At 70.9% G+C, this 23,334-nt stretch carries 26 protein-coding genes; 15 read left to right on the forward strand and 11 right to left on the reverse strand.

Going from position 1 to position 23,334, the window contains the following annotated elements; all coding sequences use genetic code 11:
• Positions 1–62 precede the first annotated feature (62 nt).
• The 3 genes from ACFWW9_RS26585 (at position 63) to ACFWW9_RS26595 (ending at position 2,082) form a co-directional block, all read left to right on the forward strand.
• On the forward strand, positions 63–629 hold the full coding sequence (locus ACFWW9_RS26585; RefSeq protein ID WP_390383431.1) for a malectin domain-containing carbohydrate-binding protein: 567 nt from the start codon (positions 63–65) through the stop codon (positions 627–629).
• 179 nt (positions 630–808) lie between these two features.
• Positions 809–1,120, forward strand: coding sequence for an STAS domain-containing protein (locus ACFWW9_RS26590; protein WP_390383433.1), 312 nt, complete (start codon positions 809–811; stop codon positions 1,118–1,120).
• Positions 1,117–2,082, forward strand: coding sequence for an anti-sigma factor RsbA family regulatory protein (locus ACFWW9_RS26595; protein WP_390383435.1), 966 nt, complete (start codon positions 1,117–1,119; stop codon positions 2,080–2,082). Before ACFWW9_RS26590 ends, ACFWW9_RS26595 begins: the two co-directional genes overlap by 4 nt.
• 49 nt (positions 2,083–2,131) lie before the next feature.
• Here the strand turns inward: ACFWW9_RS26595 and ACFWW9_RS26600 are convergent, their stop codons facing one another.
• Together ACFWW9_RS26600 and ACFWW9_RS26605 are read right to left on the reverse strand one after the other, a co-directional pair.
• Positions 2,132–3,763 carry a discoidin domain-containing protein gene (locus ACFWW9_RS26600; RefSeq protein WP_390383437.1) on the reverse strand — a complete coding sequence of 544 codons (1,632 nt, stop codon included), beginning with the start codon at positions 3,761–3,763 and terminating at the stop codon, positions 2,132–2,134.
• A 139-nt stretch (positions 3,764–3,902) separates the two neighbouring features.
• Positions 3,903–5,939: an elongation factor G-like protein EF-G2 gene (locus tag ACFWW9_RS26605; protein ID WP_390383439.1), complete on the reverse strand. Its 2,037-nt coding sequence runs from the start codon at positions 5,937–5,939 to the stop codon at positions 3,903–3,905.
• 112 nt (positions 5,940–6,051) lie between these two features.
• Here ACFWW9_RS26605 and ACFWW9_RS26610 point away from each other — a divergent pair, with 112 nt between their 5' ends.
• The 3 genes from ACFWW9_RS26610 (at position 6,052) to ACFWW9_RS26620 (ending at position 8,525) form a co-directional block, all read left to right on the forward strand.
• Positions 6,052–6,507, forward strand: a complete 456-nt coding sequence (locus ACFWW9_RS26610) for a pyridoxamine 5'-phosphate oxidase family protein (RefSeq protein WP_390383441.1) — start codon at positions 6,052–6,054, stop codon at positions 6,505–6,507.
• Between the two features lie 121 nt (positions 6,508–6,628).
• Entirely contained in the window at positions 6,629–7,540 is a 912-nt protein-coding gene (gene pdxS / locus ACFWW9_RS26615; RefSeq protein WP_390383443.1) for a pyridoxal 5'-phosphate synthase lyase subunit PdxS, read from the forward strand.
• Between the two features lie 118 nt (positions 7,541–7,658).
• Positions 7,659–8,525: an alpha/beta fold hydrolase gene (locus ACFWW9_RS26620; protein ID WP_390383445.1), complete on the forward strand. Its 867-nt coding sequence runs from the start codon at positions 7,659–7,661 to the stop codon at positions 8,523–8,525.
• On the opposite strand, the gene ACFWW9_RS26625 is transcribed toward ACFWW9_RS26620, so the two are convergent.
• Positions 8,522–9,076, reverse strand: coding sequence for a helix-turn-helix domain-containing protein (locus tag ACFWW9_RS26625; protein ID WP_390383447.1), 555 nt, complete (start codon positions 9,074–9,076; stop codon positions 8,522–8,524). The two genes, ACFWW9_RS26620 and ACFWW9_RS26625, sit on opposite strands and share 4 nt — an antisense overlap.
• A gap of 75 nt (positions 9,077–9,151) precedes the next feature.
• Here ACFWW9_RS26625 and ACFWW9_RS26630 point away from each other — a divergent pair, with 75 nt between their 5' ends.
• The 3 genes from ACFWW9_RS26630 (at position 9,152) to ACFWW9_RS26640 (ending at position 10,944) form a co-directional block, all read left to right on the forward strand.
• Positions 9,152–9,832 carry an AzlC family ABC transporter permease gene (locus ACFWW9_RS26630; RefSeq protein ID WP_390383449.1) on the forward strand — a complete coding sequence of 227 codons (681 nt, stop codon included), beginning with the start codon at positions 9,152–9,154 and terminating at the stop codon, positions 9,830–9,832.
• Positions 9,829–10,137, forward strand: a complete 309-nt coding sequence (locus ACFWW9_RS26635; protein WP_390383451.1) for an AzlD domain-containing protein — start codon at positions 9,829–9,831, stop codon at positions 10,135–10,137. The genes ACFWW9_RS26630 and ACFWW9_RS26635 overlap by 4 nt, the downstream gene beginning before the upstream one ends.
• 69 nt (positions 10,138–10,206) lie before the next feature.
• Positions 10,207–10,944, forward strand: coding sequence for a hypothetical protein (locus ACFWW9_RS26640; RefSeq protein WP_390383453.1), 738 nt, complete (start codon positions 10,207–10,209; stop codon positions 10,942–10,944).
• Positions 10,945–11,021: 77 nt separating this feature from the next.
• Here the strand turns inward: ACFWW9_RS26640 and ACFWW9_RS26645 are convergent, their stop codons facing one another.
• Genes ACFWW9_RS26645 through ACFWW9_RS26665 form a run of 5 tightly spaced genes read right to left on the reverse strand, consistent with a single transcriptional unit; the run spans position 11,022 to position 15,633 of the window.
• Positions 11,022–12,881: an acyl-CoA dehydrogenase gene (locus ACFWW9_RS26645; RefSeq protein ID WP_390383455.1), complete on the reverse strand. Its 1,860-nt coding sequence runs from the start codon at positions 12,879–12,881 to the stop codon at positions 11,022–11,024.
• A gap of 19 nt (positions 12,882–12,900) precedes the next feature.
• Positions 12,901–14,124: an MFS transporter gene (locus ACFWW9_RS26650; RefSeq protein WP_390383457.1), complete on the reverse strand. Its 1,224-nt coding sequence runs from the start codon at positions 14,122–14,124 to the stop codon at positions 12,901–12,903.
• A complete protein-coding gene (locus tag ACFWW9_RS26655) occupies positions 14,121–14,672 on the reverse strand; it encodes an isochorismatase family protein (protein WP_390383460.1) in 552 nt (183 codons plus the stop codon). Before ACFWW9_RS26655 ends, ACFWW9_RS26650 begins: the two co-directional genes overlap by 4 nt.
• A 10-nt stretch (positions 14,673–14,682) precedes the next feature.
• Positions 14,683–15,114 (reverse strand): MarR family winged helix-turn-helix transcriptional regulator, encoded by a 432-nt coding sequence (locus tag ACFWW9_RS26660; protein WP_390383462.1) that lies wholly within the window; start codon positions 15,112–15,114, stop codon positions 14,683–14,685.
• Positions 15,115–15,171: 57 nt separating this feature from the next.
• On the reverse strand, positions 15,172–15,633 hold the full coding sequence (locus ACFWW9_RS26665) for an Lrp/AsnC family transcriptional regulator (RefSeq protein WP_390383464.1): 462 nt from the start codon (positions 15,631–15,633) through the stop codon (positions 15,172–15,174).
• Positions 15,634–15,740: 107 nt separating this feature from the next.
• On the opposite strand from ACFWW9_RS26665, the gene ACFWW9_RS26670 reads away from it, so the two are divergent.
• A complete protein-coding gene (locus ACFWW9_RS26670; protein ID WP_390383466.1) occupies positions 15,741–16,973 on the forward strand; it encodes a trans-sulfuration enzyme family protein in 1,233 nt (410 codons plus the stop codon).
• Between the two features lie 188 nt (positions 16,974–17,161).
• Positions 17,162–18,511 carry an amino acid permease gene (locus ACFWW9_RS26675; protein ID WP_390383506.1) on the forward strand — a complete coding sequence of 450 codons (1,350 nt, stop codon included), beginning with the start codon at positions 17,162–17,164 and terminating at the stop codon, positions 18,509–18,511.
• A 71-nt stretch (positions 18,512–18,582) separates the two neighbouring features.
• Here ACFWW9_RS26675 and ACFWW9_RS26680 read toward each other — a convergent pair whose 3' ends face one another.
• A complete protein-coding gene (locus ACFWW9_RS26680) occupies positions 18,583–19,038 on the reverse strand; it encodes a hypothetical protein (RefSeq protein WP_390383468.1) in 456 nt (151 codons plus the stop codon).
• 143 nt (positions 19,039–19,181) lie between these two features.
• Between ACFWW9_RS26680 and pdxT the strand changes: the two genes are divergently transcribed.
• From pdxT to ACFWW9_RS26700, 4 genes are all read left to right on the forward strand, one after another.
• Positions 19,182–19,805, forward strand: coding sequence for a pyridoxal 5'-phosphate synthase glutaminase subunit PdxT (gene pdxT / locus ACFWW9_RS26685; protein ID WP_390383470.1), 624 nt, complete (start codon positions 19,182–19,184; stop codon positions 19,803–19,805).
• Between the two features lie 30 nt (positions 19,806–19,835).
• Complete coding sequence (locus tag ACFWW9_RS26690; RefSeq protein WP_390383472.1) at positions 19,836–20,585, forward strand: YebC/PmpR family DNA-binding transcriptional regulator; 750 nt, start codon at positions 19,836–19,838, stop codon at positions 20,583–20,585.
• Positions 20,586–20,644: 59 nt separating this feature from the next.
• The gene (locus ACFWW9_RS26695; protein WP_390383474.1) at positions 20,645–21,166 is read left to right on the forward strand and encodes a DUF4262 domain-containing protein; all 522 of its coding nucleotides are present in this window, start codon (positions 20,645–20,647) and stop codon (positions 21,164–21,166) included.
• 354 nt (positions 21,167–21,520) lie between these two features.
• On the forward strand, positions 21,521–21,850 hold the full coding sequence (locus ACFWW9_RS26700) for a hypothetical protein (RefSeq protein WP_390383476.1): 330 nt from the start codon (positions 21,521–21,523) through the stop codon (positions 21,848–21,850).
• 63 nt (positions 21,851–21,913) lie between these two features.
• On the opposite strand, the gene ACFWW9_RS26705 is transcribed toward ACFWW9_RS26700, so the two are convergent.
• Together ACFWW9_RS26705 and ACFWW9_RS26710 are read right to left on the reverse strand one after the other, a co-directional pair.
• A complete protein-coding gene (locus ACFWW9_RS26705; RefSeq protein WP_390383478.1) occupies positions 21,914–22,618 on the reverse strand; it encodes a glycoside hydrolase family 75 protein in 705 nt (234 codons plus the stop codon).
• Positions 22,619–22,731: 113 nt separating this feature from the next.
• Positions 22,732–23,295, reverse strand: coding sequence for a TIGR03086 family metal-binding protein (locus tag ACFWW9_RS26710; RefSeq protein ID WP_390383480.1), 564 nt, complete (start codon positions 23,293–23,295; stop codon positions 22,732–22,734).
• Positions 23,296–23,334: the final 39 nt, after the last annotated feature.

Consider the following 23,334-nt stretch of genomic DNA (forward strand, 5'->3'; position numbering starts at 1 on the left):
CACGGGCGGGCGCTCTAGCGTGACGTTCCAGTCGAATCCCTGCGAACGCTGGAGAACCCCTTATGAGGCAATTCCGACGAACAGCCGCCGTGGTCGCCGCCCTGGCTCTGGCGCTCGGCGGCGCGGGCGTGGCCCATGCCGAGCCCGCGACCGTGACCATCGACGTCGGCGGCGCGGGCGACGCGACCTTCGGGCCCGACGCGTTCGGCGCGGGCGGCCTCCTCGACACCCTGCCCGCGGGCGCGCCGAGCCTGCCCAACTGGCGGGTCGCCCACCCGATCCCGGCGGCGCTCTGGCACACGTCCCGCTACCTGGAGTCCACCTACGCCGTCCCCGGTCTGACGCCGGGGACCACCTACGAGGTGCGGCTGTACTTCATGGACTGGTACTTCAAGGGCAAGCCCGGCAAGCGGAGCTTCGACGTCGCGATCGACGGCACGCGGGTGCTGACGGGCTTCGACATCATCGCCGACGCCATCGCGCGCGGCGCGGACGGCGGGAACAACTTCGGCGTGGAGAAGGACTTCACCACCGTGGTCGGCGAGTCCGGGACGGTGACCCTGGACTTCCTCCGAGGCGCGGAGGACCAGCCGCAGATCAACGCCATCGCGCTCGTGCCCGTGAGCTGAATTCCGCGAAGGGGGCCGCCGCAATTCTGCGGCCCCCTTCGCGCCGGGTCGGGTGGAATACCGCGCGGTGTTCGTAAAGTTGAGTGCCGAGCGCGGAATCGCGTACTGTCGGCCCGTACGTGCGCATCCGGTTCCGGGGTCCGGGTGCGGGACGGAATTCGCGCTAGGAGAACCCTGAAGTGGTCATCACGCCTCAAGGCGACCCACCCGGACTGGTGCTGACCGGGAACATCGACGCGGCGGACCTGGAAGCGCTCCGCTCGACCCTCCTGACCGGGACGCCGGGCGGCGAGGTCAGGGTCGACATGCGCCAGGTCCCCTTCCTGCTGCTCGCGACGGTCCGCACCCTCGTGCGGACGGCGGGCGAACTGGCGGAAGACGGGCGCAGCCTCGTGCTGAACCTCGCGCCACACCACGAATGGGCCATCGGCGCCGTGGGGTGGGCCAACGCCCCCGGTCTGGTCATGGCGAACGGAGAAGCGCCGCGATGAACCACGAGAACTTCCGGCACGACGCGGCCGTGTACGCCGACGACCACGAGTTCCTGGCGATGGCGGTGCCCTTCGTGACCGAGGGCGTCGAGCGCGGTGAACCGGTGCTGGTCACCACGACGCCCGCGAACATCACCCTCCTGCGCGACGCGCTGGGCCCGAACGCGAACGGGTTCGACCACGCGGAGACGGCGTACTTCGGGCGCAGGCCGCCGGAGCGCGCGACGGAGTTCTTCCGCTACTGGCAGCGGAAGGCGGTGTCGAGCACCGCCCGCAACGTGCGGGTGCTGGCCGAGCCGCTGTGGGCGGGCCGCACCCCGGACGACGTGCGGGCGTGGCGGCGGATGGAGTCCGGCCTCAACGTCGTCCTCGCCTCGACGAACGTGTGGATGATCTGCCCGTACGACACCAGGGTCGTGAGCGAGGAGGGCATCGCGCACGCGCTCAAGACCCACCCCGCGGACGTGCGGGGCACCGAGCCGATCCCGTCGCCGGACTACGTCGACCCGGTCGAGTACGCGCGGGAGTGTGACGCCGTGCCGCTGTCGGAGCGGCCCGCGGACGCGGTCGTGCTGCCGCTGCGGGGCGACCTGAACGCGTTGCGGCGCTTCATCGTCGGCCGGGCGCTGGACTTCGGCCTGTCCGAGGAGCGCGCCGCGATGCTGACCGTCGCGGTCGGCGAGACCCTGGCGTTCCTGCGCGACGACGGCCACGTGGCGATGTGGTCGAGCGACGGCACGGTGGTGTGCGAGCTGAGCGGCGCGAGCGGCGCCTCGCTCGACCCGTTCGCCGGGTTCCGCCCGCCGGAGGTGCGCACGCCGACGGAGCTGGGCGACGGGCTGTGGATCACCCGGCAGATCTGCGAGACCGTGGACATCCGCGCGGGCAACGGCACCACCGTGTTCCGCTTGCGCATGGCGGGCCCGCGGTCGGCGGAGGTCGTGCGGCAGTCGCGCTGGTGACCGACCACCCCCGTCCTGCCGGGACGCGACGGCAGGACGGGGAACCCGGTCAGCTCGTGGTGCCGTAGACCTGGAACTCGTACAGCGAGTACCCGTAGGCGGTGCCACGGGCCTTGGTGCTGATCCGGACGTACCGGCCCGTGCCGGACAGCCCGGTCAGGTCGTCCGTGGCCCCGTTGCCCGTCGTGGTCGTGTAGATCGGCGTCCACGTCGAGCCGTTCGCGGACGTCTCGATCGAGTACGACTTGCCGTAGGCGGCCTCCCAGGTCAGCTTGACCTGGCTGATGCTCGCCGTGGCCCCGAGGTCGACGCGCAGCCACTCCGCGTCCACGCCCTCCTCGCTGGCCCAGCGGGTGGAGGTGAGGTTGCCGTCGAACGCCTTGGCCGCCGCGTACGTCGACGACTCGGTCGAGGACGCCGTGGCCGTCTTCCCCTGGGAGAGCAGGGAAGGCGTGCCGGGGTTGCCGCCGGAGCCGGTGACGGTCAGCGAGTAGGACGCGGTGTGCACGCCCGAGCCGCCGGTCGCGTTGATGGTCACCGGGTAGATCCCGGCCGCCGTGCCCGCCGGGGCGGCGAACGTGACGGTCGCGCCCGAGCCCGCCGTGACCGACGCGGGGGAGAAGGTCGCGGTCGCGCCGGACGGGAGGCCGGTCGCGGCGAGCGCGACGGGCTGCCCGCTGCCCGCGGTGACCGCCGTCGACACCGCCGCCGTCGTGGACCCGCCCGCGGCGACCGTGCCGGAGGTGGGGTTCACGCTGACGGAGAAGTCGTTGGGGGAGGCCGAGGTGAAGGCCCACTGGCTCTGTGCGCCGGAACAGCTGCCCGCCACGACGTTGGTGCCGGACACCCGCACGCACTTCTTGCCGGTCTGGATGTCGGAGATGGTGCCGTTCGGGTTGATCGACCACTGCTGCTGCGGGCCGCCGGTGCACGTCTGGAGCACGACGTTGCTGCCGGACATGGCCGCGCACAGGTTGTTCAGCACGAGGAACGCGCCGTGGAAGGTGAACTTCTGCGCCGCGCCGCCGGTGCACGCCGCGGTCTTGAGCTGCGTGCCGGACGTCGAGCCCTCCAGGCACTGGCTGTTGGACCCGTTGCGGTACTGGCCGATCGTGGTGTTCGGCTGCGCGCCGCCGTAGCAGGCGCCGGTGCTGGTGTTGAAGATCGGCGTCGAGTCGTACGGCTCGGTCGACGGCGGGTCGATGACCACCGGCTCCAACGTCGGCGTGTTGTCGGCGTTGTAGTGGGTCAGCGCGTCCTCGCAGTCGATGGCGTTCATGGCGTTGCCGCCCTGGCCGCCGAGCCACAGGTCGAGGTGCCACAGGCCGGGCCCGCCGTTGGGGCCGTTGCCGCTCCAGTCGGCCCCGCACTCCTGGCAGGAGTCCTCCATGATGAAGTACTTGCGCACGCGCGGCACCCAGACCTTGGTGCCCGCCTTGAGCTCCGAGGTCGAGGTGGCGAACGTGATGGGGTCGGCGTAGGTGCCGACGCCACCGGCCGTGTCGTGGATCTGGGGGTAGGAGATGTCCCCGCCGGGCGGGGTGTTGTCGTACCAGCCGTAGAACGTCAGGAACGTCTGCTGCGTGGACGTGGCCGCCTGTCCCGTGCCGACGCCCGCGAACACGGCGACGAGGACCAGCAGTGCGGTCGTGACGGTCGAGAGGAGCGCTCTCGGACTCATGGTGCCTCCGCGGAACCCTGGACTTGGCGGCGTGTTGAGCAGAGTCCTGGGTGGAGCCACTCGAGCGCAAGATTAGTTAGGAAACTTCCTTAACAATTTGGAAGGAATAACGGACACCGGCGGCATACCAGGCGAAAACTCAGTCGGGCAGCGGGTCGTAGCGGACGAAGCGCCGGGTGAACGACGCCGTGCCGGAGGTCAGCGACCGCAGCTCGACCGCGTACCGCAGCAGCGCCGAACTCGGCACCTCCGCGCGGATCGTGGTGTGCGCGGTGGAGTCCGACTCGGTGCCCAGCACCCGCCCGCGCCTGCCGGACAGGTCGCCCAGCACCGTGCCGAGGTGCTCGTCCGGCAGGTGGATCGACACCTCGTCGGTGGGCTCCAGCAACGACATCCGGGCGTTCGCCGCCGCGTCCTTGAGCGCCAGCGACCCCGCCGTCTGGAACGCCGCGTCCGACGAGTCGACCGAGTGCGCCTTGCCGTCCACCACGGTCACGCGGATGTCGACCACGGGGTGGCCAGCTTGCAGACCGCGGTCCAGTTGGGCCCGAACGCCCTTCTCGATGCTGGGGATGAACTGGTGCGGCACCGCCCCGCCGACGACCTTGTCCACGAACTCGAACCCGCCGCCGCGCGGCAGCGGTTCGACGACGATGTCGCACACGGCGTACTGGCCATGGCCGCCGGACTGCTTCACGTGCCGCCCGTGGCCCTTCGCGACCGCCCCGAACGTCTCGCGCAGCGACACCCGCACCGGCTCGGTGTCGACCTCCGCGCCGCCCGCGCGCAACCGGGCCAGCACGACGTCGGCGTGCGCCTCGCCCATGCACCACAGCACCATCTGGTGCGTCTCCGCGTTGCGCTCCAGCCGCAGCGTCGGGTCGCCCGCGACCAGCCGGTTGAGGTTGCGCGCCAGGTTGTCCTCGTCGCTGCGGCTGCGCGGCACGACCGCGACGGGCAGCAGCGGCTCGGGCATCGACCACGGCGACACCAGCAGCGGCCGGTCCGGCGCGGACACCGTGTCGCCGGTCTCCGCCGACCCGAGCTTGGTCACCGCGCACACGTCGCCCGCCACGCAGTACGGCACCTCGCGCAGCGCGGACCCCAGCGGCGAGTAGACGTGCGCGACCCGCTCGTCCGCGTCGTGGTCCTCGTGCCCCCGGTCGGCCATGCCGTGCCCGGAGACGTGGACCGCGTTCTCCGGCCGCAGCGTCCCGGAGAACACCCGCACCACGGACACGCGGCCGACGTAGGAGTCCACGGCGGTGCGCACGACCTCGGCGACCAGCGGCCCCTCCGGGTCGGCCGCCAGCCGCGGCCGGGGGATGCCGTCCAGTCCGGTCACCTCGGGCAGCGGGTGCTCCAGCGGCGACGGGAACGCGCGGGCGATGCCGTCGAGCAGTTCGGGCAGGCCGACACCGGTCGACGCGCACACGGGCAGCACCGGGTGGAACGAGCCGCGCGCCACCGCCGTCTCCAGGTCGGCGACCAGCGTGGCCTGGTCGATCTCCTCGCCGTCGAGGTAGCGGTCCATGAGCGACTCGTCCTCGCTCTCGGCGATGATCGCCTCGATCAGCTCGGCGCGCTCGGCCTCGAACCCCTCGGGGTCGCCGGTGATCAGCCCGACGAGCCCGCCGTCCTTGGGCAGGTAGAGCGGCACCACGCCCGCGCCGAACGCCTCCTGGCAGGCCGCGATGGCCGTGGCCACGTCGGCGCGGTGGTGGTCGGTGCGGGTGATCACGACCGCGCGCGGCATCCCGACGGCGGCGCACTCGGCCCACAGGGTCGTGGTCGAGGCGTCCACGCCCTCGAAGGCGTTGACCACGAACAGGGCGGCGTCGGCGGCCCGCAGGCCCGCGCGCAGTTCCCCGACGAAGTCGGCGTAGCCGGGGGTGTCGATGAGGTTGATCTTGATGTCGCCGTGCCGCAGCGGGGCCACGGCGAGGCCGACCGACCGCTGCTGGCGCACGGCCGCGGGGTCGTGGTCGCACACGGTGGTGCCCTCGGTGACCGACCCGGCCCGCGTCAGCACGCCGCTCGCGGTCAGCAGCGCCTCCGTCAGGGTGGTCTTGCCCGCTCCCGAGGGGCCGACCAGCACGACGTTGCGGACCTTGGCCGGGTCGTCCACAGCGACCGAGCCTGCCGAGTGGCCGTTGTCGTTGTTCTTCGCTCCCATGGAACTGCCCTCCACAACTCGCACACGTCATCGGTTGCAAGTGTTTAGTGTTCGATCTCACACCCGCACGGGCAGAGGGGACAAGACGTTGGAGCCGATTCCGGAGCATCCGGTGCTGTTCGGGCAGCCCGTGCCGCAAGGCGACCTGCTGCCGTGGTCGTGGGCGCGCGACCGGCTCGCCGCCGCGCGCGACTACTGGATCGCCACGACCCGGCCGGACGGCAGTCCGCACACCCGGCCGGTGTGGGGCGTGTGGCTCGACGACGGGTTCTGGTTCTCCACCGGGTCGTCGGCCGCGCGGAACCTGGGGAAGAACGCGGAGATCACCGTGCACCCGGCCGCGACCGACGACGTGGTGATCGTCGAGGGCCGGGCGGTCGCCGCCGTGCCGGCGGACGCCGTGGCGGCGTACAACGCCAAGTACTCGTGGACGTTCGCGCCGGACGGCGACGGCGTGCGCGACCGCGACGGCACGGTCGGGGCGGCGTTCCTGGTGCGGCCGCGCGTGGTGTTCGGCTGGGGCGTGGACCTGAGCACGCCGACGCGGTGGCCCTTCGGTATGACGTAGGCCACCACCTGCGGCGGAAAGCGAAGTGGACTGCCGGGAACGGGCTGGATTGGCCCGCGCCGGCGGTCCACGTCGGTCGTAGGATGGCCTGGTCCGAACACCCCTTTTCGAAAGGCTGGCCGTGACCACTTCATCCCCCTCCGACACCGGTCAGGTGACCGGGACCTCGCGCGTCAAGCGCGGCATGGCGGAGATGCTCAAGGGCGGCGTGATCATGGACGTGGTCAACGCCGAGCAGGCGAAGATCGCGGAGAACGCGGGAGCGGTCGCCGTGATGGCGCTCGAGCGCGTTCCGGCCGACATCCGCGCGCAGGGCGGCGTGTCCCGGATGAGCGACCCGGACATGATCGACGAGATCATCGCCACCGTGTCCATCCCGGTCATGGCGAAGGCCCGCATCGGCCACTTCGTCGAGGCCCAGGTCCTCCAGTCGCTCGGCGTCGACTACATCGACGAGTCCGAGGTGCTCACCCCGGCGGACTACACGAACCACATCGACAAGTGGCAGTTCACCGTGCCCTTCGTCTGCGGCGCGACCAACCTGGGCGAGGCGCTGCGGCGCATCACCGAGGGCGCGGCGATGATCCGCTCCAAGGGCGAGGCGGGCACCGGCGACGTCTCGAACGCCACCACCCACATGCGCAAGATCGGCGGCGAGCTGCGCCGGTTGCAGAACCTCAGCCCGGACGAGCTGTACGTGGCCGCCAAAGAGCTCCAGGCGCCGTACGACCTGGTCCGCGAGGTCGCCGAGGCGGGCAAGCTGCCCGTCGTGCTGTTCACCGCGGGCGGCATCGCCACCCCGTCCGACGCCGCGATGATGATGCAGCTCGGCGCCGAGGGCGTGTTCGTCGGCTCCGGCATCTTCAAGTCCGGCAACCCGGAGCAGCGCGCGGAGGCCATCGTCAAGGCCACCACGTTCTACGACGACCCGAGCGTCATCGCGAAGGTGTCGCGCGGCCTGGGCGAGGCCATGGTGGGCATCAACGTCGAGGAGATCCCCGAGCCGCACCGCCTGGCCGAGCGCGGCTGGTAGTCGGCCCCGATCCGGTGGAAGCCCCCGCACTCCGGTGCGGGGGCTTCCGCGTGTCGGTTGCGCGCCGGGACCCGCTGGTTCAGGGTGGCAGGCGTTTCCTCACGCGGAAGGCGCGGCCATGACGACGACCCACCAGCTCGACCTCGGCGAAGCGGTCATCACCTACGACGTCCGCGGCCCGCTGCCGCCCGCCGACGGCCGACCGCCGCTGCTGATGATCGGCCAGCCGATGACCGCCGAGGGGTTCGGCACGCTGGCGTCGCACTTCCCCGACCGCACGGTGGTGACCTACGACCCGCGCGGCCTCGGCCGCAGCACGCGCTCGGACGGCCGGGTCGACAACACGCCGGACGTCCAGGCCGGTGACGTGCACGCCCTGATCGGGGCGCTCGGGGCCGGTCCGGTCGACCTGTTCGGCAGCAGCGGCGGCGCGGTGACCGCGCTCGCGCTGGTGGCCGCGCACCCGGACGACGTCGTGACCCTCGTCGCGCACGAGCCGCCGCTGATCCCGCTGGTGTCCGACGCCGAGGCCGCCGAACGCGCCCGCGCGGGCGTCACGGATGCGTACAACGCCAGGGGGTTCGGCGCCGGGATGGCCGCCTTCATCGCGATGACGTCGTGGAGCGGCGAGTACACCGACGCCTACTTCGCCCAGCCCGCCGCCGACCCGGCGATGTTCGGCCTGCCGACCGAGGACGACGGCCAGCGCGACGACGTGCTGCTGTCCGACCGGTCCTGGGCGGTGAGCGGCTACCGGCCGGACGTCGACGCGCTCAAGGCCGCGTCGACGCGTGTGGTGATCGCGGTCGCCGAGGAGTCCGGCGACACCTTCACCGGGCGCACCACGCTGGCGACCGCCGCGCTGCTCGGGCAGGAGGCGACGGTGTTCCCGAGCAACCACGGCGGGTTCCTCGGCGACGAGTACGGCATGCCCGGCAAGCCCGAGGCGTTCGCCGAGCGGCTCCGCGACGTGCTCGACGCCTAGAGGTACTCCATCAGCATGATCCCGACGCTGCCGGGCTCCAGGGCCCGGCAGGTGTGCGGCACGTCGCCGGGGTAGGTGAGGTAGTCGCCGACGCCGAGTTCGACCGGGCCGTCGGCCGGTCCGGCGAGCAGCCTGCCCGAGCCGACGACCAGGTGCTCGACCGTGCCCGTCCGGTGCGGCTGGGACTCGCGGCCCGCTCCGGGCTCCAGCGCGACCTGGTAGAGGTCGCGGCGGGCGCCGGGCGGGCACGACGCCAGCAGGGTCGCGGTGTAGTGGGCGCGCTCGGAGTAGATCGCCGGGCCCTCGCCCGCCCGGATGACCAGGACGCGGGCGGTCGGCGGGTCGACGAGCTTGCTCAGCGGGATGTCCAGCACGGTGGCGAGCGCCCACAGCGTCTCGACGCTCGGGTTGCCGCTGCCGGACTCCAGTTGCGAGAGCGTCGACTTCGCGACGCCCGCCTTCTTCGCCAGCTCGCTGAGGGACAGGCCGACGCGGGCGCGTTCGCGGCGCAGGGACGCGGAGATGACCTCCAGCGGTGCGGTGCGGTTCACGGCACTCCTGTGTTCGGTACAACAGTCACTTCGTTCGCCTTGACGAACGGCTGCCTGGTGTTCACTCTAATGGACATGCGTTCGACATGGCGAACACTCGATCCGGTGCTCCTCCGCGACGTCCTGGCGATAGCCGCCAGCGTCACCGTCAGCGGCGCCTCCTTCGGGGCGATCACGGTGGCCTCCGGCTCCCCGTGGTGGATCCCGGTGCTCATGTCGCTGGTCATCTTCGCGGGTGGCAGCCAGTTCATGGCGGTCGGCGTCGTGGCGGCGGGCGGGTCGCCCGTCGCGGCCGTGCTCGCGGGCCTGGTCCTCAACGTCCGCCACCTGCCGTTCGGGCTGGCCGTCGGCGGCGTGCTGGGGCCCGGCCTGCCCGGCAAGCTGGTCGGCAGCCACCTGATGTCCGACGAGTCGGTGGCGTTCGCGCTGGCCCAGCGCGACCCCGCCCGCGCGCGGACCGCGTACTGGGCGTGCGGCGTCGCGCTGTTCATCTCGTGGAACGTCGGTGTGCTCGCGGGCGCGCTCGTGGGGCAGTCGATCGGCGACCCGGCCGTGTTCGGGCTGGACGCGGCGTTCCCCGCCGCGCTGCTGGCGCTGGTGCTGCCCGCCCTGCGCGACGCGCCGACCGTCCGGGCCGCGCTGGTCGGCGCGGTGATCGCGCTGGTCACCACACCGTTCGTGCCCGCGGGCGTGCCGGTGCTGCTCGCGCTGGCCGGTCTGCTCGCCCTGCGACTCCCGGTGCCGGTGCGCCGATGACCGTCTACGCGATCCTCGTCCTCGCCGCGGGCACCTACGCGTTCCGGCTGGCCGGTCCGCTGCTGCGCGACCGGATCACCCTGTCGGACGGCGTCCGCTCGCTGATGTCGATCGCCGCCACCGTGCTGCTGGTCGCGCTCATCGCCACGGCGACGCTCGTGAAGGGCGACCACTTCGCCGGGTTCGCCCTGCCGATCGGCGTAGCCGTGGGCGGGCTGGCGGCGTGGAGGAAGGCTCCATTCGTCCTAGTCGTCGTGCTGGCGGCCGCTGTTACCGCAGGACTGCGGCTTACCGGAGTGAGTTAGCCCCCGGTATTCGGCATTCGGGTGGAAACCGTTTCGCCGCAACGGTTTTCTGCTCTACCGTCGATCTCTGTGAACACTGGGCGATTAGCCGGGCTCACCGCGATCGCCGCGGTGCTCGCCGTGTCGGCGTGCACGCCCGCGACCGACGGTGAGCCGCCGGTGGTCAAGGCGTTCGGAGCGCAGGGCTGGGGCGCGCTCAAACCGGGGATGACCAAGCAGGACGCGCTCGCCACCGGGGAACTCGACCCGGACCCCATCGCCGTCCTCTCCGGGTGCACGTACTACTCGATGACCGGCGGCGTCCGACCCGACCCCGCGTGGGCCGCGGCCGACGAGGCAGCCGACCAGGCGCACCAGAACGCGGTGCTGCGCGCCAAGGACCTGATCGCGCGCGTCGGCCCGTCACCGGCCCCCGAGGCGTCCCCGGACGACCAGGTCGCGTGGCTCGCCCGCACCGCCGACGCGGCACGGGCGGTCAGCGGCGTGGCGGAACTGGCGTCGGCGTTGAGCGAGCGCGCGGACGACATCGTCGGCCCCGCCAACCCCGCGGGGGTGGTGTCGTTCGCCGACGGCCGGATCCGGGTGATCGGCGCGCCGGTCTCGGCGCGCACGGTCGACGGCATCGGCGACGGCTCCACGGTCGACGACCTGCGCAAGACCTACCTCGGCAGGGGACTGGGGCTGACCTCGCCGGGCCGCTACGAGATGCCGGCGCGCGGCCGGGCGGGCTGGGTCATGGACTTCGACTACGTGGACTCGAAGGTGGTGTACCTCCAGCTCCGCGACACGAACGCGAAGTGCGCCTAGGCCTCCACCAGCCGTTGGGCCCGCAGTTGAGCACTCCGGGGGTCGCTGACCCGCGAAGTGCTTGCCTGCGACCGAATTCACCGGGTGATCGGGGCCGCCAGCCACGACTCGGGGATGGCGAACGCGTCGACCAGGGCACGGGCGTGCGGGCGGAGTTGGCGGCACAGGTCGTTGACCGTGCGGGACACGTCCTTCGAGCGCGCGGCGGTCAGCCTGCCGTGCTCCAGGAACCACGCGCGGTCGGCCTCGATCACCGACAGGGCGTAGAGGTCGCACACCTGGTCCAGCAGCGCGGACGTCTCCGGGTCCGGGCAGCGGTCGACAGCGGCCACGAACGCCTCCAGCACCACGCGGTCGATGTGCGCGCGAGCGGCGTGCAGCACGTGGTCCTGGGCGTTGTTGAACGTCTCGAACGGGTCCTGCTCGCCGTCGCCCGCCCGCCGCAGCCTGCGCGCGAGCCCTTCCAGCACGTGGGTCTCGCGGAACTCGAACTGGCGGACCTGCCACCCGCGTTCCAGCAGCCCGTCGTCCGAGCCGCTGACCAGGCGGGCGATGATCGACCGGGCCGCCGTGCGCTCGATGACCGCGCCGACGAACTGGTCGGCCACGAACCGCGCCATGCCCAGCGTGTCCAGGTCGCCCACGTGGTCGCGGTAGCTGGTCAGCAGTCCTTTCGCGACCAGTTGCAGCAGCACGGTGTTGTCGCCTTCGAACGTGGTGAAGACGTCCGTGTCGGCCTTGATCTGGGGGAGCAGGTTCTCGGCGAGGTACCCCGCGCCGCCGCAGGCCTCCCGGCACGTCTGGATGGTGGCCGTGGCGTGCCACGTCGCCACCGCCTTGAGCCCGGCGGCCCGCGACTCCAGTTCCCGCTGCGCCCGGTCGTCGTCGCCCAGGTCGTGCAGCGCCGACACCAGTTCCTCCTGCGCGAAGTGCAGCGCGTAGCTGTGCGCCAGCGCGGGCAGCAGTCGCCGCTGGTGGGCGAGGTAGTCGAGGACCACGACCTCCTCGCCGTCCGGCCGGGTGAACTGCTTGCGCGTCTCGCCGTACCGGACCGCCAGCGCCAGGGCCTTCTTCGTCGCGCTGCCCGCCCCGCCCGCGACGCTGATCCGCCCGCGCACCAGCGTTCCCAGCATTGTGAAGAACCGCCGCCCGACCCCGTCGATCGGGCTGCTGTACGTGCCGTCGGCGGCCACCGACCCGTACCGGTCGAGCAGCGCCTCGCGCGGCACGCGCACGTGGTCGAACGTCAGCCGCCCGTTGTCCACGCCGTTGAGCCCGGCCTTGTGGCCGCAGTCCTCAATGGACACTCCGGGCAGCGCCTGACCGTCCTCGTCGCGCAACGGCACCAGCAGCGCGTGCACGCCGTGCTCCTCGTCGCCGCTGACGAGCTGCGCGAACACCACGGCCATCCGCCCGTCGCGGGCCGCGTTGCCGATGTAGTCCTTGCGAGCGCCCGGATCCGGCGTGTGGACCACGAACTCCTCGGTGTCCGGGTCGTAGGTCGCCGTCGTCCGCAGGTGCTGCACGTCCGACCCGTGCCCGGTCTCCGTCATGGCGAAGCAGCCGGGCAGGTCGAGGTTCATGATGGAGGGCAGGTACCTGTCGTGGTGCACGCGCGTGCCGAGCGCCTGCACGGCCCCGCCGAACAGGCCCCACTGCACGCCCGCCTTGACCATCAGCGACAGGTCACCGAACCCCAGCACCTCGAACGCGACGACCGACCCGCCCACGTCGTCGTGCCCGCCGTAGGCCTTCGGGAACCCGGTCAACGGGTGCCCGCCCTCGGCCAGCAGCCGCAACTGCTCGAACACCAGCGCCCGCTGGGCGTCCAGGTCCAGCACCGGCGGCGGCTCCAGCGTCCCCAGCAGGTCCCGCGACCTCCGCCGAAGATCGGCCCACCGGCCGTCGAGCAGGTCGCGCAGCACGTCGATCTCCATGTCCTTTCCTAACACGCGGTCAGGACCGCCGCCGTTTCACGACGTGGTGAACGCCGACACACGCGGCCGCGAGACCGGCCAGCGCGCCGACGCCCATCGCCCACCGCGCGCCGAACGCGTCGGCGACCCAGCCGACGATCGGCGCGCCGATCGGGGTGCCGCCCATGAGGATCGCCATCAGGATCGCCATGACCCGCCCGCGCAGCGCGGGGTCCGTGGCCATCTGCACCGCGCCGTTCGCCGTCGTCGTGATCGTCTGCGACGCCACGCCGACCAGCGTCAGCACCGGCGCGAACACCCAGTAGGTGGGGGCGATCGCCGCGAGCGCGCAGCCGACGGCGAACAGCGTCGCGCCCACCGCCAGCAGCCCGACGCGGGGGCTGGCGCGGCGGGCGGACAGCAGCGCGCCCATCACCGACCCGATCGCGAGCGCCGACGTGAGCAGCCCGAACTCGCCGGGTCCCTCGTGGAACACGGTGACGGACATGGTGGAGATGTAGATGGGGAAGTTCAGGCCGAACGTGCCGATGAGGAACAGGATCACCAGCATCGCCTTGATGTCCGGCCTCGACCACACGTACTTGAAGCCCTCGACGAGCCCGCCGCGCGCCCGTGGCGCCCGCACGACCGGGTGCAGTTCCGCCACCCGCAGCGTCCGCAGCGACAGCAGCACCGCGCCGAACGTGGCGGCGTTGAGCAGGAACACCCACCCGGAGCCGATGCCCGCGATGAGCAGCCCGGCGATGGCGGGGCCGATGGTGCGGGCCAGGTTGAACGAGGTCGAGTTGAGCGCCACCGCGTTGGACAGGTTCGGTCCGGCGACCAGTTCCGCCACGAACGTCTGCCGCGCGGGGGCGTCGAACGCGGCCACGCAGCCGAGCAGCAGCGCGAACACGTAGACGTGCCACAGCCGCACGGTCCCGGTGACCGTGAGCAGGCCGAGCCCCAGGGCGAGAGCGCCCATCGTGGCCTGCGTGGCCATCAGCAGCCTCCGCCGGTCCAGGGTGTCGGCGGCGTAGCCGGTGAGCGGGAGGAGCAGCACCTGCGGACCGAACTGGAGCGCCATCACGACGCCCACGACGGTCGCGTTGTTGTGCGTCAGCTGGGTCAGCACCACCCAGTCCTGGGCGGTGCGCTGCATCCACGTCCCGATGTTCGAGACGAGGGCACCGCCCGCCCAGACCCGGTAGTTGAACCCCGCGAACGACCGGAAGGTCCCGGTGGGCGCGGTCGCCGTCGTCACGGCAGCAGCGCGACGATCTCCGCCGTCGTGCCGGTCTCGCCGATCCTGGGGAAGATCCGCTGGACGCTGTTGTCGTGCGCCTCGGGGCTGAAGTCGGTCATGGCGTCCACGGCGAGGGTCACGTGGTAGCCGTTCTCGTGGGCGTGCCGCGCGGTCGACTCGACGCCCGCGGTGGTGGCGACGCCGACGACCACGACCTGCGTGACGCCCTCGCCCTTGAGGTAGGCGTCCAGGTCGGTGCCGGTGAACGCGCCCCAGGTCCGCTTGAGCACGGTCTTGTCGCTCGGGTGCTGGTTCAGCTCGGGCGCGAGGTCGGCCCAGTCGGCGGGCATCTCGCGGCGGCCGAAGGACTGCTCGGTGCGGCCCGGCGCGCCGCCGTCGACCGTCACGAGCACGACCGGCAGGCCTCGGGCGCGGAACGCGTCGGCGAGCGCGCCCGCGTTCTTCACGACGTCGGCGACCGGGTGGACGGTGGGCAGGCCGAGGATGCCCTTCTGGAGGTCGACGACCACGAGCGCGGTCCTCGGGTCGAGCGCGGTGACGGTCATGGCGGTTCTCCTACGAGTCGGCGAGGCGCTGGAGCAGCACGACCGCGGCGGCCAGCTGCTCCTGTTCGGCGTCGGTGAAGGTGGAGCGGACCCCGCGGACCAGCCAGCTCTGCTTGGCCGCGCGGATGGAGGCCAGCGCGTGGCGGGCGGTGTCGGTGAGCGACAGGATCGTGCGGCGGCCGTCGGACGGGTCCGGTGTGCCCGCGACCATCCCGGCGGCCTCGAGCATGGCGACGTTCGCGCCGAGCGACTGCGGTCGGACTCCCTCGGCGCGGGCCAGTTCGGTCACCGTCGCGGGCCCGTCGCGTTCCAGCCGCAGCAGCACGGCGGCCTGCGACGGCGTGTAGTCGCCGGGGCCGGACTCCTCGCGCAACCGCCGCCGCAACCGGGCGACGACCACGCGCAGGTCCGCCGCGAGCGCCGCGATCTCCTGGTCTTCCACGCCTCCGACGCTAGACCTCGTGAAGGCAAACTGCAAAGTTTGCCTTTGTAGTTTGGCTCACGGTTCCGGAAGCGGCGGGATCGTGTGCTTGCGGACGTGCTCGAACAGCAGGTTCGTGTGCACCTCGGTCACCTCGCGGCGGGCGGTGAACCGGTCGAGCACCAGCCGTTGCAGGTGCGCGGTGTCGGCGACGGCCACGTGCACCAGGAAGTCGTCCGGGCCGGTCACGTGCGACACCGCGAGGGTCTCCTCCAGCGCCAGCGCGTACTCCATGAACGGCCCGACGATCGCGCGGGTGTGCGGCCGGATCCGGACCGCGATGATCGCCTGCACCGGCCGTCCGACGGCCTTCAGGTCCACCTCCGCGTGGTACCCGGTGATCACTCCGCGCTCGCGCAGCGCCCGGTGCCGGACCACGCACGTGGAGGCGGCGACGTTGACCCGGTCCGCGAGGTCCTTGTTGAGCAGCCGCGCGTCCTTCTGCAACTCGTGCACGATCGCCGCGTCCACCGAATCCATCACGGTCCTCCTCCTCGACGGCCGCAGCACGTGCGGAACTTCCCCGTGGAACCTGCCCCGGTTGCCACGATCGTGCCACCGGACCGAACGAACCACGGAGGCCGACCATGGCGGGTTTCCACACGATGGCCGTCCACGGCGGGCGCGACGACCTCGCGGCGCTGGGCGTGCACGCGTTGCCGATCGACCTGTCCACCACCTACCCCGTGCCCGACCAGGCGGCGGGCGGGGAAGCGCTGCAAGCCCTCGCGGACGGCGTCGCCGAGGCGGCCTCGCCGGTCTACGCGCGGCTGCACAACCCGACCGTGGCCCGGTTCGAGAAGGCGCTGGCGCTGCTGGAGGGCACCGAGCAGTCGGTGGCGTTCGGCAGCGGCATGGCCGCGGTGACGGCGGTCGTGCAGGCGGCGGCCGTGATGGCGGGCAAGCCGCACGTCGTGGCCGTGCGGCCGCTCTACGGCGGCACCGACCACCTGCTGTCGTCCGGGCTGCTCGGCGTCCGCACGACCTACGCGACGGCCGACCGGATCGCCGAGGCGATCACCCCGGAGACCGGGCTGGTCGTCCTGGAGACCCCGGCCAACCCGAACCTCGACCTCGTCGACATCGCCGCCGCCGTGGCGCAGGCCGGTGACGTGCCGGTGATGGTCGACAACACCTTCGCCACCCCCGTGCTCCAGAACCCCGCCGCCCACGGCGCGACCTACGTGCTGCACTCGGGCACCAAGTACCTCGGCGGGCACGGCGACGTGCTCGGCGGCGTCGTGGCCTGCTCGGCGGAACGGGCGGGAACGCTGCGCCAGGTCCGGATCGTCACCGGCGCGGTGCTGCACCCGCTCGGCGGCTACCTGATGCACCGCGGCCTGGCGACCCTGCCGCTGCGCGTCGAGGCCGCCCAGCGCAACGCCGTCGAACTCGCCCGCAGGCTCGCCGAGCACCCGGCCGTCGGCGTGGTCCGGCACCCGAGCCTGCCCGGCGCGGACCCGCTCGGCCTGCTCGGCCGCCAGCTGCGCGGACCCGGCGCGGTGCTCGCGTTCACCACCCGCGAGGACCCCACGGAGGTGGTCCGCGGCCTCTCGCTGATCACCCCCGCCGTGAGCCTCGGCTCGGTCGACACGCTCGTCGAACACCCCGCCGCGCTCACCCACCGACTCGTGCCCAGCGCCGATCGGAATGCGTGCGGAGTGCCGGAGAACCTATTGCGAGTAAGCGTCGGTTTGGAGGACGTGGAGGACATTTGGGACGACCTCGACCGGGCCCTTTCCACGGTGTGCGCGCCTTGTGATGTCGATTACATCAAGTCTTCCCCAAGTGATTTCCCACTGACTGCGCACACCCTCTAACGTCCTGCAACCAGTGGGTGGTCGGCGTCACTCCACTGGTCCGGGTCGGAACGCGGGAGGTTCCGGCACATGTGGTTCATGGAAAGGAACCAGTTCTCGTGGATTCGCAGGAGAAAGTGTCCGAAAGGGCAAAAGATTTGCCCGATGCCGACGGGTACGCCAAGTCGCTGAGCAAGCGCCAGGTCCAGATGATCGCGATCGGCGGCGCCATCGGCGTCGGCCTGTTCCTCGGTGCGGGCGGGCGCCTCGCCGCCGCGGGACCGGCGCTCATCTTCTCCTACGCGCTGTGCGGTCTGGCCGCGTTCTTCGTGATGAGGGCCTTGGGAGAGCTGGTCCTGCACCGCGCGACGACCGGCAGCTTCGTCGAGTACGCCCGTGAGTTCATCGCCCCGTGGGCCGGGTTCGCGTCCGGCTGGATGTACTGGCTCAACTGGGCGATGACGGGCATCGCGGAGATCACCGCGGTCGCCATCTACATGCACCGCTGGTTCCCCGACCTTCCGCAGTGGATCACCGCACTGGTGGCCCTCGCGTTCCTGGTCGTCATCAACCTGCTTTCGGTGAAATTGTTCGGCGAACTGGAGTTCTGGTTCTCCGTCATCAAGGTGACCGCGATCATCGCGTTCCTGTTCACCGGTATCGCGCTGGTCGTCAAGGGCACCGAAATCGGCGGCTCGACCGCGGGTGTGCACAACATCACCGAAACCGGCGGGTTGTTCCCGGCCGGAGTGGGTATCGCGCTGATGACCCTCCAGGCGGTTATCTTCGCCTATTCGGCCATCGAACTCGTGGGTATCGCGGCGGGCGAGACCAAGGACCCGCACAAGGTGATGCCGAAGGCCATCAACGGCGTCGTCTACCGCATCGCGGTCTTCTACGTCGGCTCGGTGCTGCTGCTCACGCTGCTGCTCCCGTGGCACGCCTACAGCGGTCTGGAGAGCCCGTTCGTGACGGTCTTCTCGCAGCTCGGCATCGGCTGGGTCGGCGACGTGATGAACGCCGTCGTGCTGACCGCCGCGCTGTCGTCGTGCAACTCCGGCCTGTACTCCACCGGCCGCATCCTCAAGTCCCTGGCGCAGAAGGGCGAGGCGCCCGCGTTCACCGGGAAGATGAGCAAGAACCACGTTCCCTACGGCGGCGTGCTGTTCACCTCGGTGGTCTACCTCGCTGGCGTGGTGCTGAACTACCTGGTGCCCAAGGAGGCGTTCGACATCGCGATCGCCATCGCCTCGCTGGGCGTGGTCGCGACCTGGGCGACGATCATCGTCTGCCAGATGCGGCTGCGCGAGGCCGCGTTGCGCGGCGAGATCGAACGCCCGTCCTACCGGATGCCGGGCGCCCCGTACACGAACTGGGCGACCCTCGGCTTCCTGGCGCTGGTCCTGGTCCTGATGGCCTTCGCGGGCACGGCGGAACGGGTGGCCTTCTGGTCCATCCCGGTCCTGGCGATCGTGCTCGTCGTCGGCTGGAAGGCCGTGCAGTCCCGCCGCCCCTCCGTCCCACAGGACGAGGAGCGGGTCTCCGTCGGCCAGAGCTGAAGCCGGTCGGAGCGGTAGCGGAACCGGCCTGGCCGGGCGCCACGAGCGCCCGACCCGGCCGGTTCTCTGCGTCAGCTGTCGAAGTAGAAGACGATCCGGGTGGTGCGCTGCTCGTCCAACGCCTGGAGCAGGGCGAGGTGGACGAAGAAGCGCTCGCCGAGGGTGGTGCGGACCGGCGTGGGGACGGGTTCGGGAGGAGGCACGTGCCTGCCGTGCTGTCCGGTGCGGAGGTGCACGCTGTCGTAGTCGAACGCCGTCAGCTCGGACACCAGCAGCCACGAGTGGTTGTGCTCCCCGTAGCCGCCGTCGTCGTAGTCCGCGCGCGCCACGGCGGAGGCGTCGTCGGGAAATCCGCGCGGCGGGTGGAGCACCGGGACGTTCCAGATGTTGCGGACGCCCGCGAGGAACCCGAAGATCCCGTAGTGGTGCTCGTCGAAGGGGCACTCCCACGGGCCGGGGTAGTCGACCGCGTGCCAGGTGCCGTCGTCCGCGCGCTGTTCGGCGAAGCCGTGGATGTCCGTCCCCATGGGTGTGCAGTGTCCGCCGAACCGCTCGGCAGCGCGAGCGATTTGTCGCATTGCTCCCCGTCTCATCGGCCCTTCACCAGCCGTGATCACCCCTAGTACTAGGGTGGTGCGACCAGTCCACGACCACCCGAGGAACCGCAGCCGTGTCCGCAGCCCAGCCCGTCGTCGGTGTGCTCGCCCTCCAGGGCGACGTCCGCGAGCACCTCATCGCGCTCGCCGAGTGCGACGTGGTCGCCCGCCCGGTACGTCGTCCCGAGGAACTCGCCGAACTGGACGGCATCGTCCTGCCCGGTGGCGAGTCGACCACCATCAGCAGGCTGCTGGCGACGTTCGAGCTGCTGGAGCCGCTGCGCGCCCGGCTCGCGGACGGGTTGCCCGCCTACGGGTCGTGCGCGGGCATGATCCTGCTCGCCGACAAGGCCATCGACGCGCGGCCGGACCAGCACCAGCTCGGCGGCCTGGACATCGTGGTGCGGCGCAACGCGTTCGGCCGCCAGGTCGACTCGTTCGAGGAGGACCTGGACTTCGAGGGCGTCGAGGGCGGCCCGGTGCACGCCGTCTTCATCCGCGCGCCGTGGGTCGAATCCGCCGGTGGAGAGGTCGACGTGCTCGCGCGGGTGCCGGAATCCCCGACGGCGGGCGAGGCCGCCGGTAGGATCGTCGCGGTCCGGCAGGGGCACGTCCTCGCCACCGCGTTCCACCCGGAACTCACCGGTGACGGTCGGGTGCACCGCCTTTTCGTGGAAATCGTTCGCTCAGCGGGCTGAGCGTGTTGTGTCGCATGTGACGGAGGAAAGATGAGCGGCCACTCCAAGTGGGCTACCACCAAGCACAAGAAGGCCGCGATCGATGCCAAGCGGGGCAAGCTCTTCGCGAAGCTGATCAAGAACATCGAGGTGGCCGCGAGGACCGGTGGCAGTGACCTCGATGGCAACCCGACGCTGTACGACGCGGTCCAGAAGGCGCGCAAGAACTCGGTGCCGGTCGACAACATCGAGCGCGCGCGCAAGCGCGGCGGCGGTGAGGAAGCAGGCGGCGCCGACTGGCAGACGATCATGTACGAGGGCTACGGCCCGAACGGCGTCGCCGTGCTGATCGAGTGCCTCACCGACAACCGCAACCGCGCCGCGGGCGAGGTGCGCACCGCGATGACCCGCAACGGCGGTTCGATGGCGGACCCCGGCTCGGTGGCGTACATGTTCAGCCGCAAGGGCGTCGTGATCCTGCCGAAGAACGACCTGTCCGAGGACGACGTCCTCATGGCCGTCCTCGACGCGGGCGCCGAGGAGGTCAACGACCTCGGCGACACGTTCGAGGTCGTGTCCGAGGCGACCGACCTGGTCGGCGTGCGCACGGCGTTGCAGGACGCGGGCTACGACTACGACTCCGCGGACTCGAACTTCCTGCCGTCCGTCACGGTCGAGTTGGAGGCCGAGGGCGCCCGGAAGATCTTCAAGCTGATCGACGCGCTGGAGGACTGCGACGACGTGCAGAACGTCTTCGCGAACTTCGACGTGTCCGACGAGGTCATGGCCGAGATCGACTAGAACGCCAGGCTGAGGGGACTCCCACCGCCGGTGGGAGTCCCCTCGTCGTTTCAGGGAGAATGAGGGACGTGACGATCCCCCCGTACCCCGAGAAGGAAATCCGGCTGCGCCAGTGGCTGCTGGAGCAGGCCGACCTGCACGGGCACGCCACCATCTGCGTGCCGGAGGACGCCGAGGGCGCGCCCTACGCGTTCACGGTGGGCGCGTGGCGCCGTTTCGGCGTGGCGGAAGCCGTGGTCGTCGGCCTACCCCAGGAAGCGGCCACGGTGTTGCTGGCCGCCTACGTGGACCGCGCCCGTGGCGGCCAGCGCTTCGTACCGGGAGAACTGCACCACGACATCTTCGTCGGAATCCCCATCACCGTGGAAAAGGTGTTCAAGGGCTTCTACCCGGAGTTCTTCGGCAGCGCGTTCCTCCTCTACGGCAAGGGCGACTTCCCAGCCGTCCAGATCATCGTCCCCACAGCACAGGGCCAGTGGCCCTGGCAACCGGACGCCCCAGCGGGCTTCGCCGACTGGCAACTGCTCCTCACCGAAAGCGGCCAGCCCACCAGCTGGGTCTCCGGCGTCACCGGCCCGTGACGGGTTTGTCCGGAGATGGTTGTCAGGCTCCCTCACCCCGACACCGGACAACGCCGAGCGACTAGAAATAGGCGTTGTGCGGCAGCTCGGGGGTTGTCAGGGGCAAGACGACAGCCGCACGGAACGCGGTCCGCTCCCAGTAGCCGATGGGGGAGTCGCCAGGGAGCGGACCGCGGGAACTCCAGCATGGTCCGGGAGCCCCGCCCGTGCCAGGTAGGGGTCATGGGGACGCTCCCGATGGGCAACCCCATGACCCGACCTGCCACCCACAGCTCCCCACGGCCGGGTGACATCAGTAACGTGGATCGCTTCGCTCGCGACGGATGGTGTGCACCGAGCGAGGAGGACGCCGCCATGTCCGAAACCACGAATGTTCCCAGCCCTGACCAGCCAGTTTTCGACGCCGAGGTGAGTCCCGACAGCGGAATCGCCAGAGGCCCGTCCTGGTCCGGCTATTACGTGAAGGCATCCCTGGCCCGCATCGGCAACGCGGAGACGCCGGAAGCTGTGCAGGCGCAGGCCACCACCGAAGCGGTTGTGCTGCTGCATTCGATCCGCCGCATCCTGATGTGGACCGCGGTGATCATCCCGTCGCTGGTGCTCGCACTCGGTGTGATTCTGCTGGTGGTCAGCCAATCGGAGTCCGAGTCTTCGACTTGCGGCGTTTACAGCTCTAGTTGCTGATCCAAAGCGAACCCCGCCACCTGGAGCGTGCCAGGCGGCGGGGCCCACATCCCAGCTCGACCCCTAGTTCTGGTCGATGAACTGCTGCGCCAACGCCGCCCCCTGCGACAACGCCTTCGCATGATCCTCGATAGGCGAAACCTTCGAGTTCTTGAAGTAGATGTAGTGCACCGGCCCGTCCGACCCACCGTTCTCCGGGTCCGGGTTGATCCCCAGCTCAACAGCCGTCGCGTACGACGCTTCACCGATGATCGCGGTAGGCCCGGTGTCGCCGACCACCGCATACGTGACCTTGTTGTTCGCGATCACCGCGACGATCCCGCCGCCCTGGATCCCGAACTTCCGGTAGTCCCACGTCCCGCTCGGGCTGGGTACCACCACGTACGGCAGCTTGTCCGCCTGCAACGGCGCGCCCTTGCTGTCGTGGAACGCGGTGTCGTCCTGGAACCACGGGTCCGTGGACGAGTTGCACTTCGACGTCACCTTCCCGTCGCAGTCGACGTCGAGGTCGGCTTTGTACCAAACCGCGCCGGTTTTGCCGCAGACGGGGATGTTCGCGGACGTCTCCTCGTCCGACCGGTACTTCCCGGACGAGATCTGCGAGCAGGAGGTGAGCTTGGCGATCAGTGCCGAGGCGGAGGGACCCGCCGCGGCGGAAACGTCTTGGGCCGCAACGGGTACGGCTTGGGCTCCGGTGGACATCAGGGTCGACGCGAGGAGCGCGCCGAGTACGAGCAGACCGGCGCCGAAGCGGGAGGTCCTACGCATAGCCACCTCATTCGATAGGAAACTTTACTTCCTAAATGCGGCGGCAGTCTGACTATGGTCCAGACCAGTAACCTGGTCAAGGCCCGTGGGCGAATCCGGAAGTTATGTCCCCTTTAGGGCGTTCGACCCGTCACCCCGAGCAGTCGGGACAGCGGATCGGCGTCGGCCGGAACATCCACGGCAGGCCCGAAGACCCCGGCCGCCCGCCACTCCGAGGCGTTCGGCTCCAGGTACTCCAGCACGGCCGACACCAGCCCGTCGTTCAGCTCGACGTCCGCCCCGATCGCCCGCGCCAGGTCCCACGCGTGCACGGTGAGGTCGGCCGTCATCTGCCACCCGTACTCGACGGCGGTGGTCTTGCCGTAGCTCAGGTGCACCGGCCGGAGCAGCGCCTTCGGCGTGATCCACGCTTCGCGCGCGGCGGCCGCGGCCAGCACCCACGAGTGCAGCGGGTCCGAGCCGAGGACGTCGCCGTCGAAGCGGTCGCCGACCTGCTCCACGGTGCAACCCGCCAGCAGTTCCGGGGCCCACAGCTGCTCGTGCACCAGGTGGGCCACCAGGTCTCTGACCGACCACTTCTCACACGGCGTGCCGAGCGTCCACTGCTCCGGACGCACCCGACGCACCCGTCGGTCGAACTCGGTGATGGCCAGCCCGTGTGCCTCGATCAGTTCCACCTCACGAGTGGACCAAAGGATTTCGGGGTACGCACCTCG

Source organism: Umezawaea sp. NPDC059074 (genome assembly GCF_042738955.1).
Lineage (GTDB): Bacteria > Actinomycetota > Actinomycetes > Mycobacteriales > Pseudonocardiaceae > Umezawaea.

Coding starts and splice junctions, on each gene's coding strand:
- ACFWW9_RS26585 (WP_390383431.1), top strand. CDS start 63: ATGAGGCAATTCCGACGAACAGCCGCCGTGGTCGCCGCCCTGGCTCTG.
- ACFWW9_RS26595 (WP_390383435.1), top strand. CDS start 1,117: ATGAACCACGAGAACTTCCGGCACGACGCGGCCGTGTACGCCGACGAC.
- ACFWW9_RS26600 (WP_390383437.1), bottom strand. CDS start 3,763: ATGAGTCCGAGAGCGCTCCTCTCGACCGTCACGACCGCACTGCTGGTC.
- ACFWW9_RS26605 (WP_390383439.1), bottom strand. CDS start 5,939: ATGGGAGCGAAGAACAACGACAACGGCCACTCGGCAGGCTCGGTCGCT.
- ACFWW9_RS26620 (WP_390383445.1), top strand. CDS start 7,659: ATGACGACGACCCACCAGCTCGACCTCGGCGAAGCGGTCATCACCTAC.
- ACFWW9_RS26630 (WP_390383449.1), top strand. CDS start 9,152: ATGCGTTCGACATGGCGAACACTCGATCCGGTGCTCCTCCGCGACGTC.
- ACFWW9_RS26635 (WP_390383451.1), top strand. CDS start 9,829: ATGACCGTCTACGCGATCCTCGTCCTCGCCGCGGGCACCTACGCGTTC.
- ACFWW9_RS26645 (WP_390383455.1), bottom strand. CDS start 12,881: ATGGAGATCGACGTGCTGCGCGACCTGCTCGACGGCCGGTGGGCCGAT.
- ACFWW9_RS26655 (WP_390383460.1), bottom strand. CDS start 14,672: ATGACCGTCACCGCGCTCGACCCGAGGACCGCGCTCGTGGTCGTCGAC.
- ACFWW9_RS26665 (WP_390383464.1), bottom strand. CDS start 15,633: ATGGATTCGGTGGACGCGGCGATCGTGCACGAGTTGCAGAAGGACGCG.
- ACFWW9_RS26670 (WP_390383466.1), top strand. CDS start 15,741: ATGGCGGGTTTCCACACGATGGCCGTCCACGGCGGGCGCGACGACCTC.
- ACFWW9_RS26675 (WP_390383506.1), top strand. CDS start 17,162: ATGATCGCGATCGGCGGCGCCATCGGCGTCGGCCTGTTCCTCGGTGCG.
- ACFWW9_RS26680 (WP_390383468.1), bottom strand. CDS start 19,038: ATGGGGACGGACATCCACGGCTTCGCCGAACAGCGCGCGGACGACGGC.
- ACFWW9_RS26690 (WP_390383472.1), top strand. CDS start 19,836: ATGAGCGGCCACTCCAAGTGGGCTACCACCAAGCACAAGAAGGCCGCG.
- ACFWW9_RS26695 (WP_390383474.1), top strand. CDS start 20,645: ATGAGGGACGTGACGATCCCCCCGTACCCCGAGAAGGAAATCCGGCTG.
- ACFWW9_RS26700 (WP_390383476.1), top strand. CDS start 21,521: ATGTCCGAAACCACGAATGTTCCCAGCCCTGACCAGCCAGTTTTCGAC.
- ACFWW9_RS26705 (WP_390383478.1), bottom strand. CDS start 22,618: ATGCGTAGGACCTCCCGCTTCGGCGCCGGTCTGCTCGTACTCGGCGCG.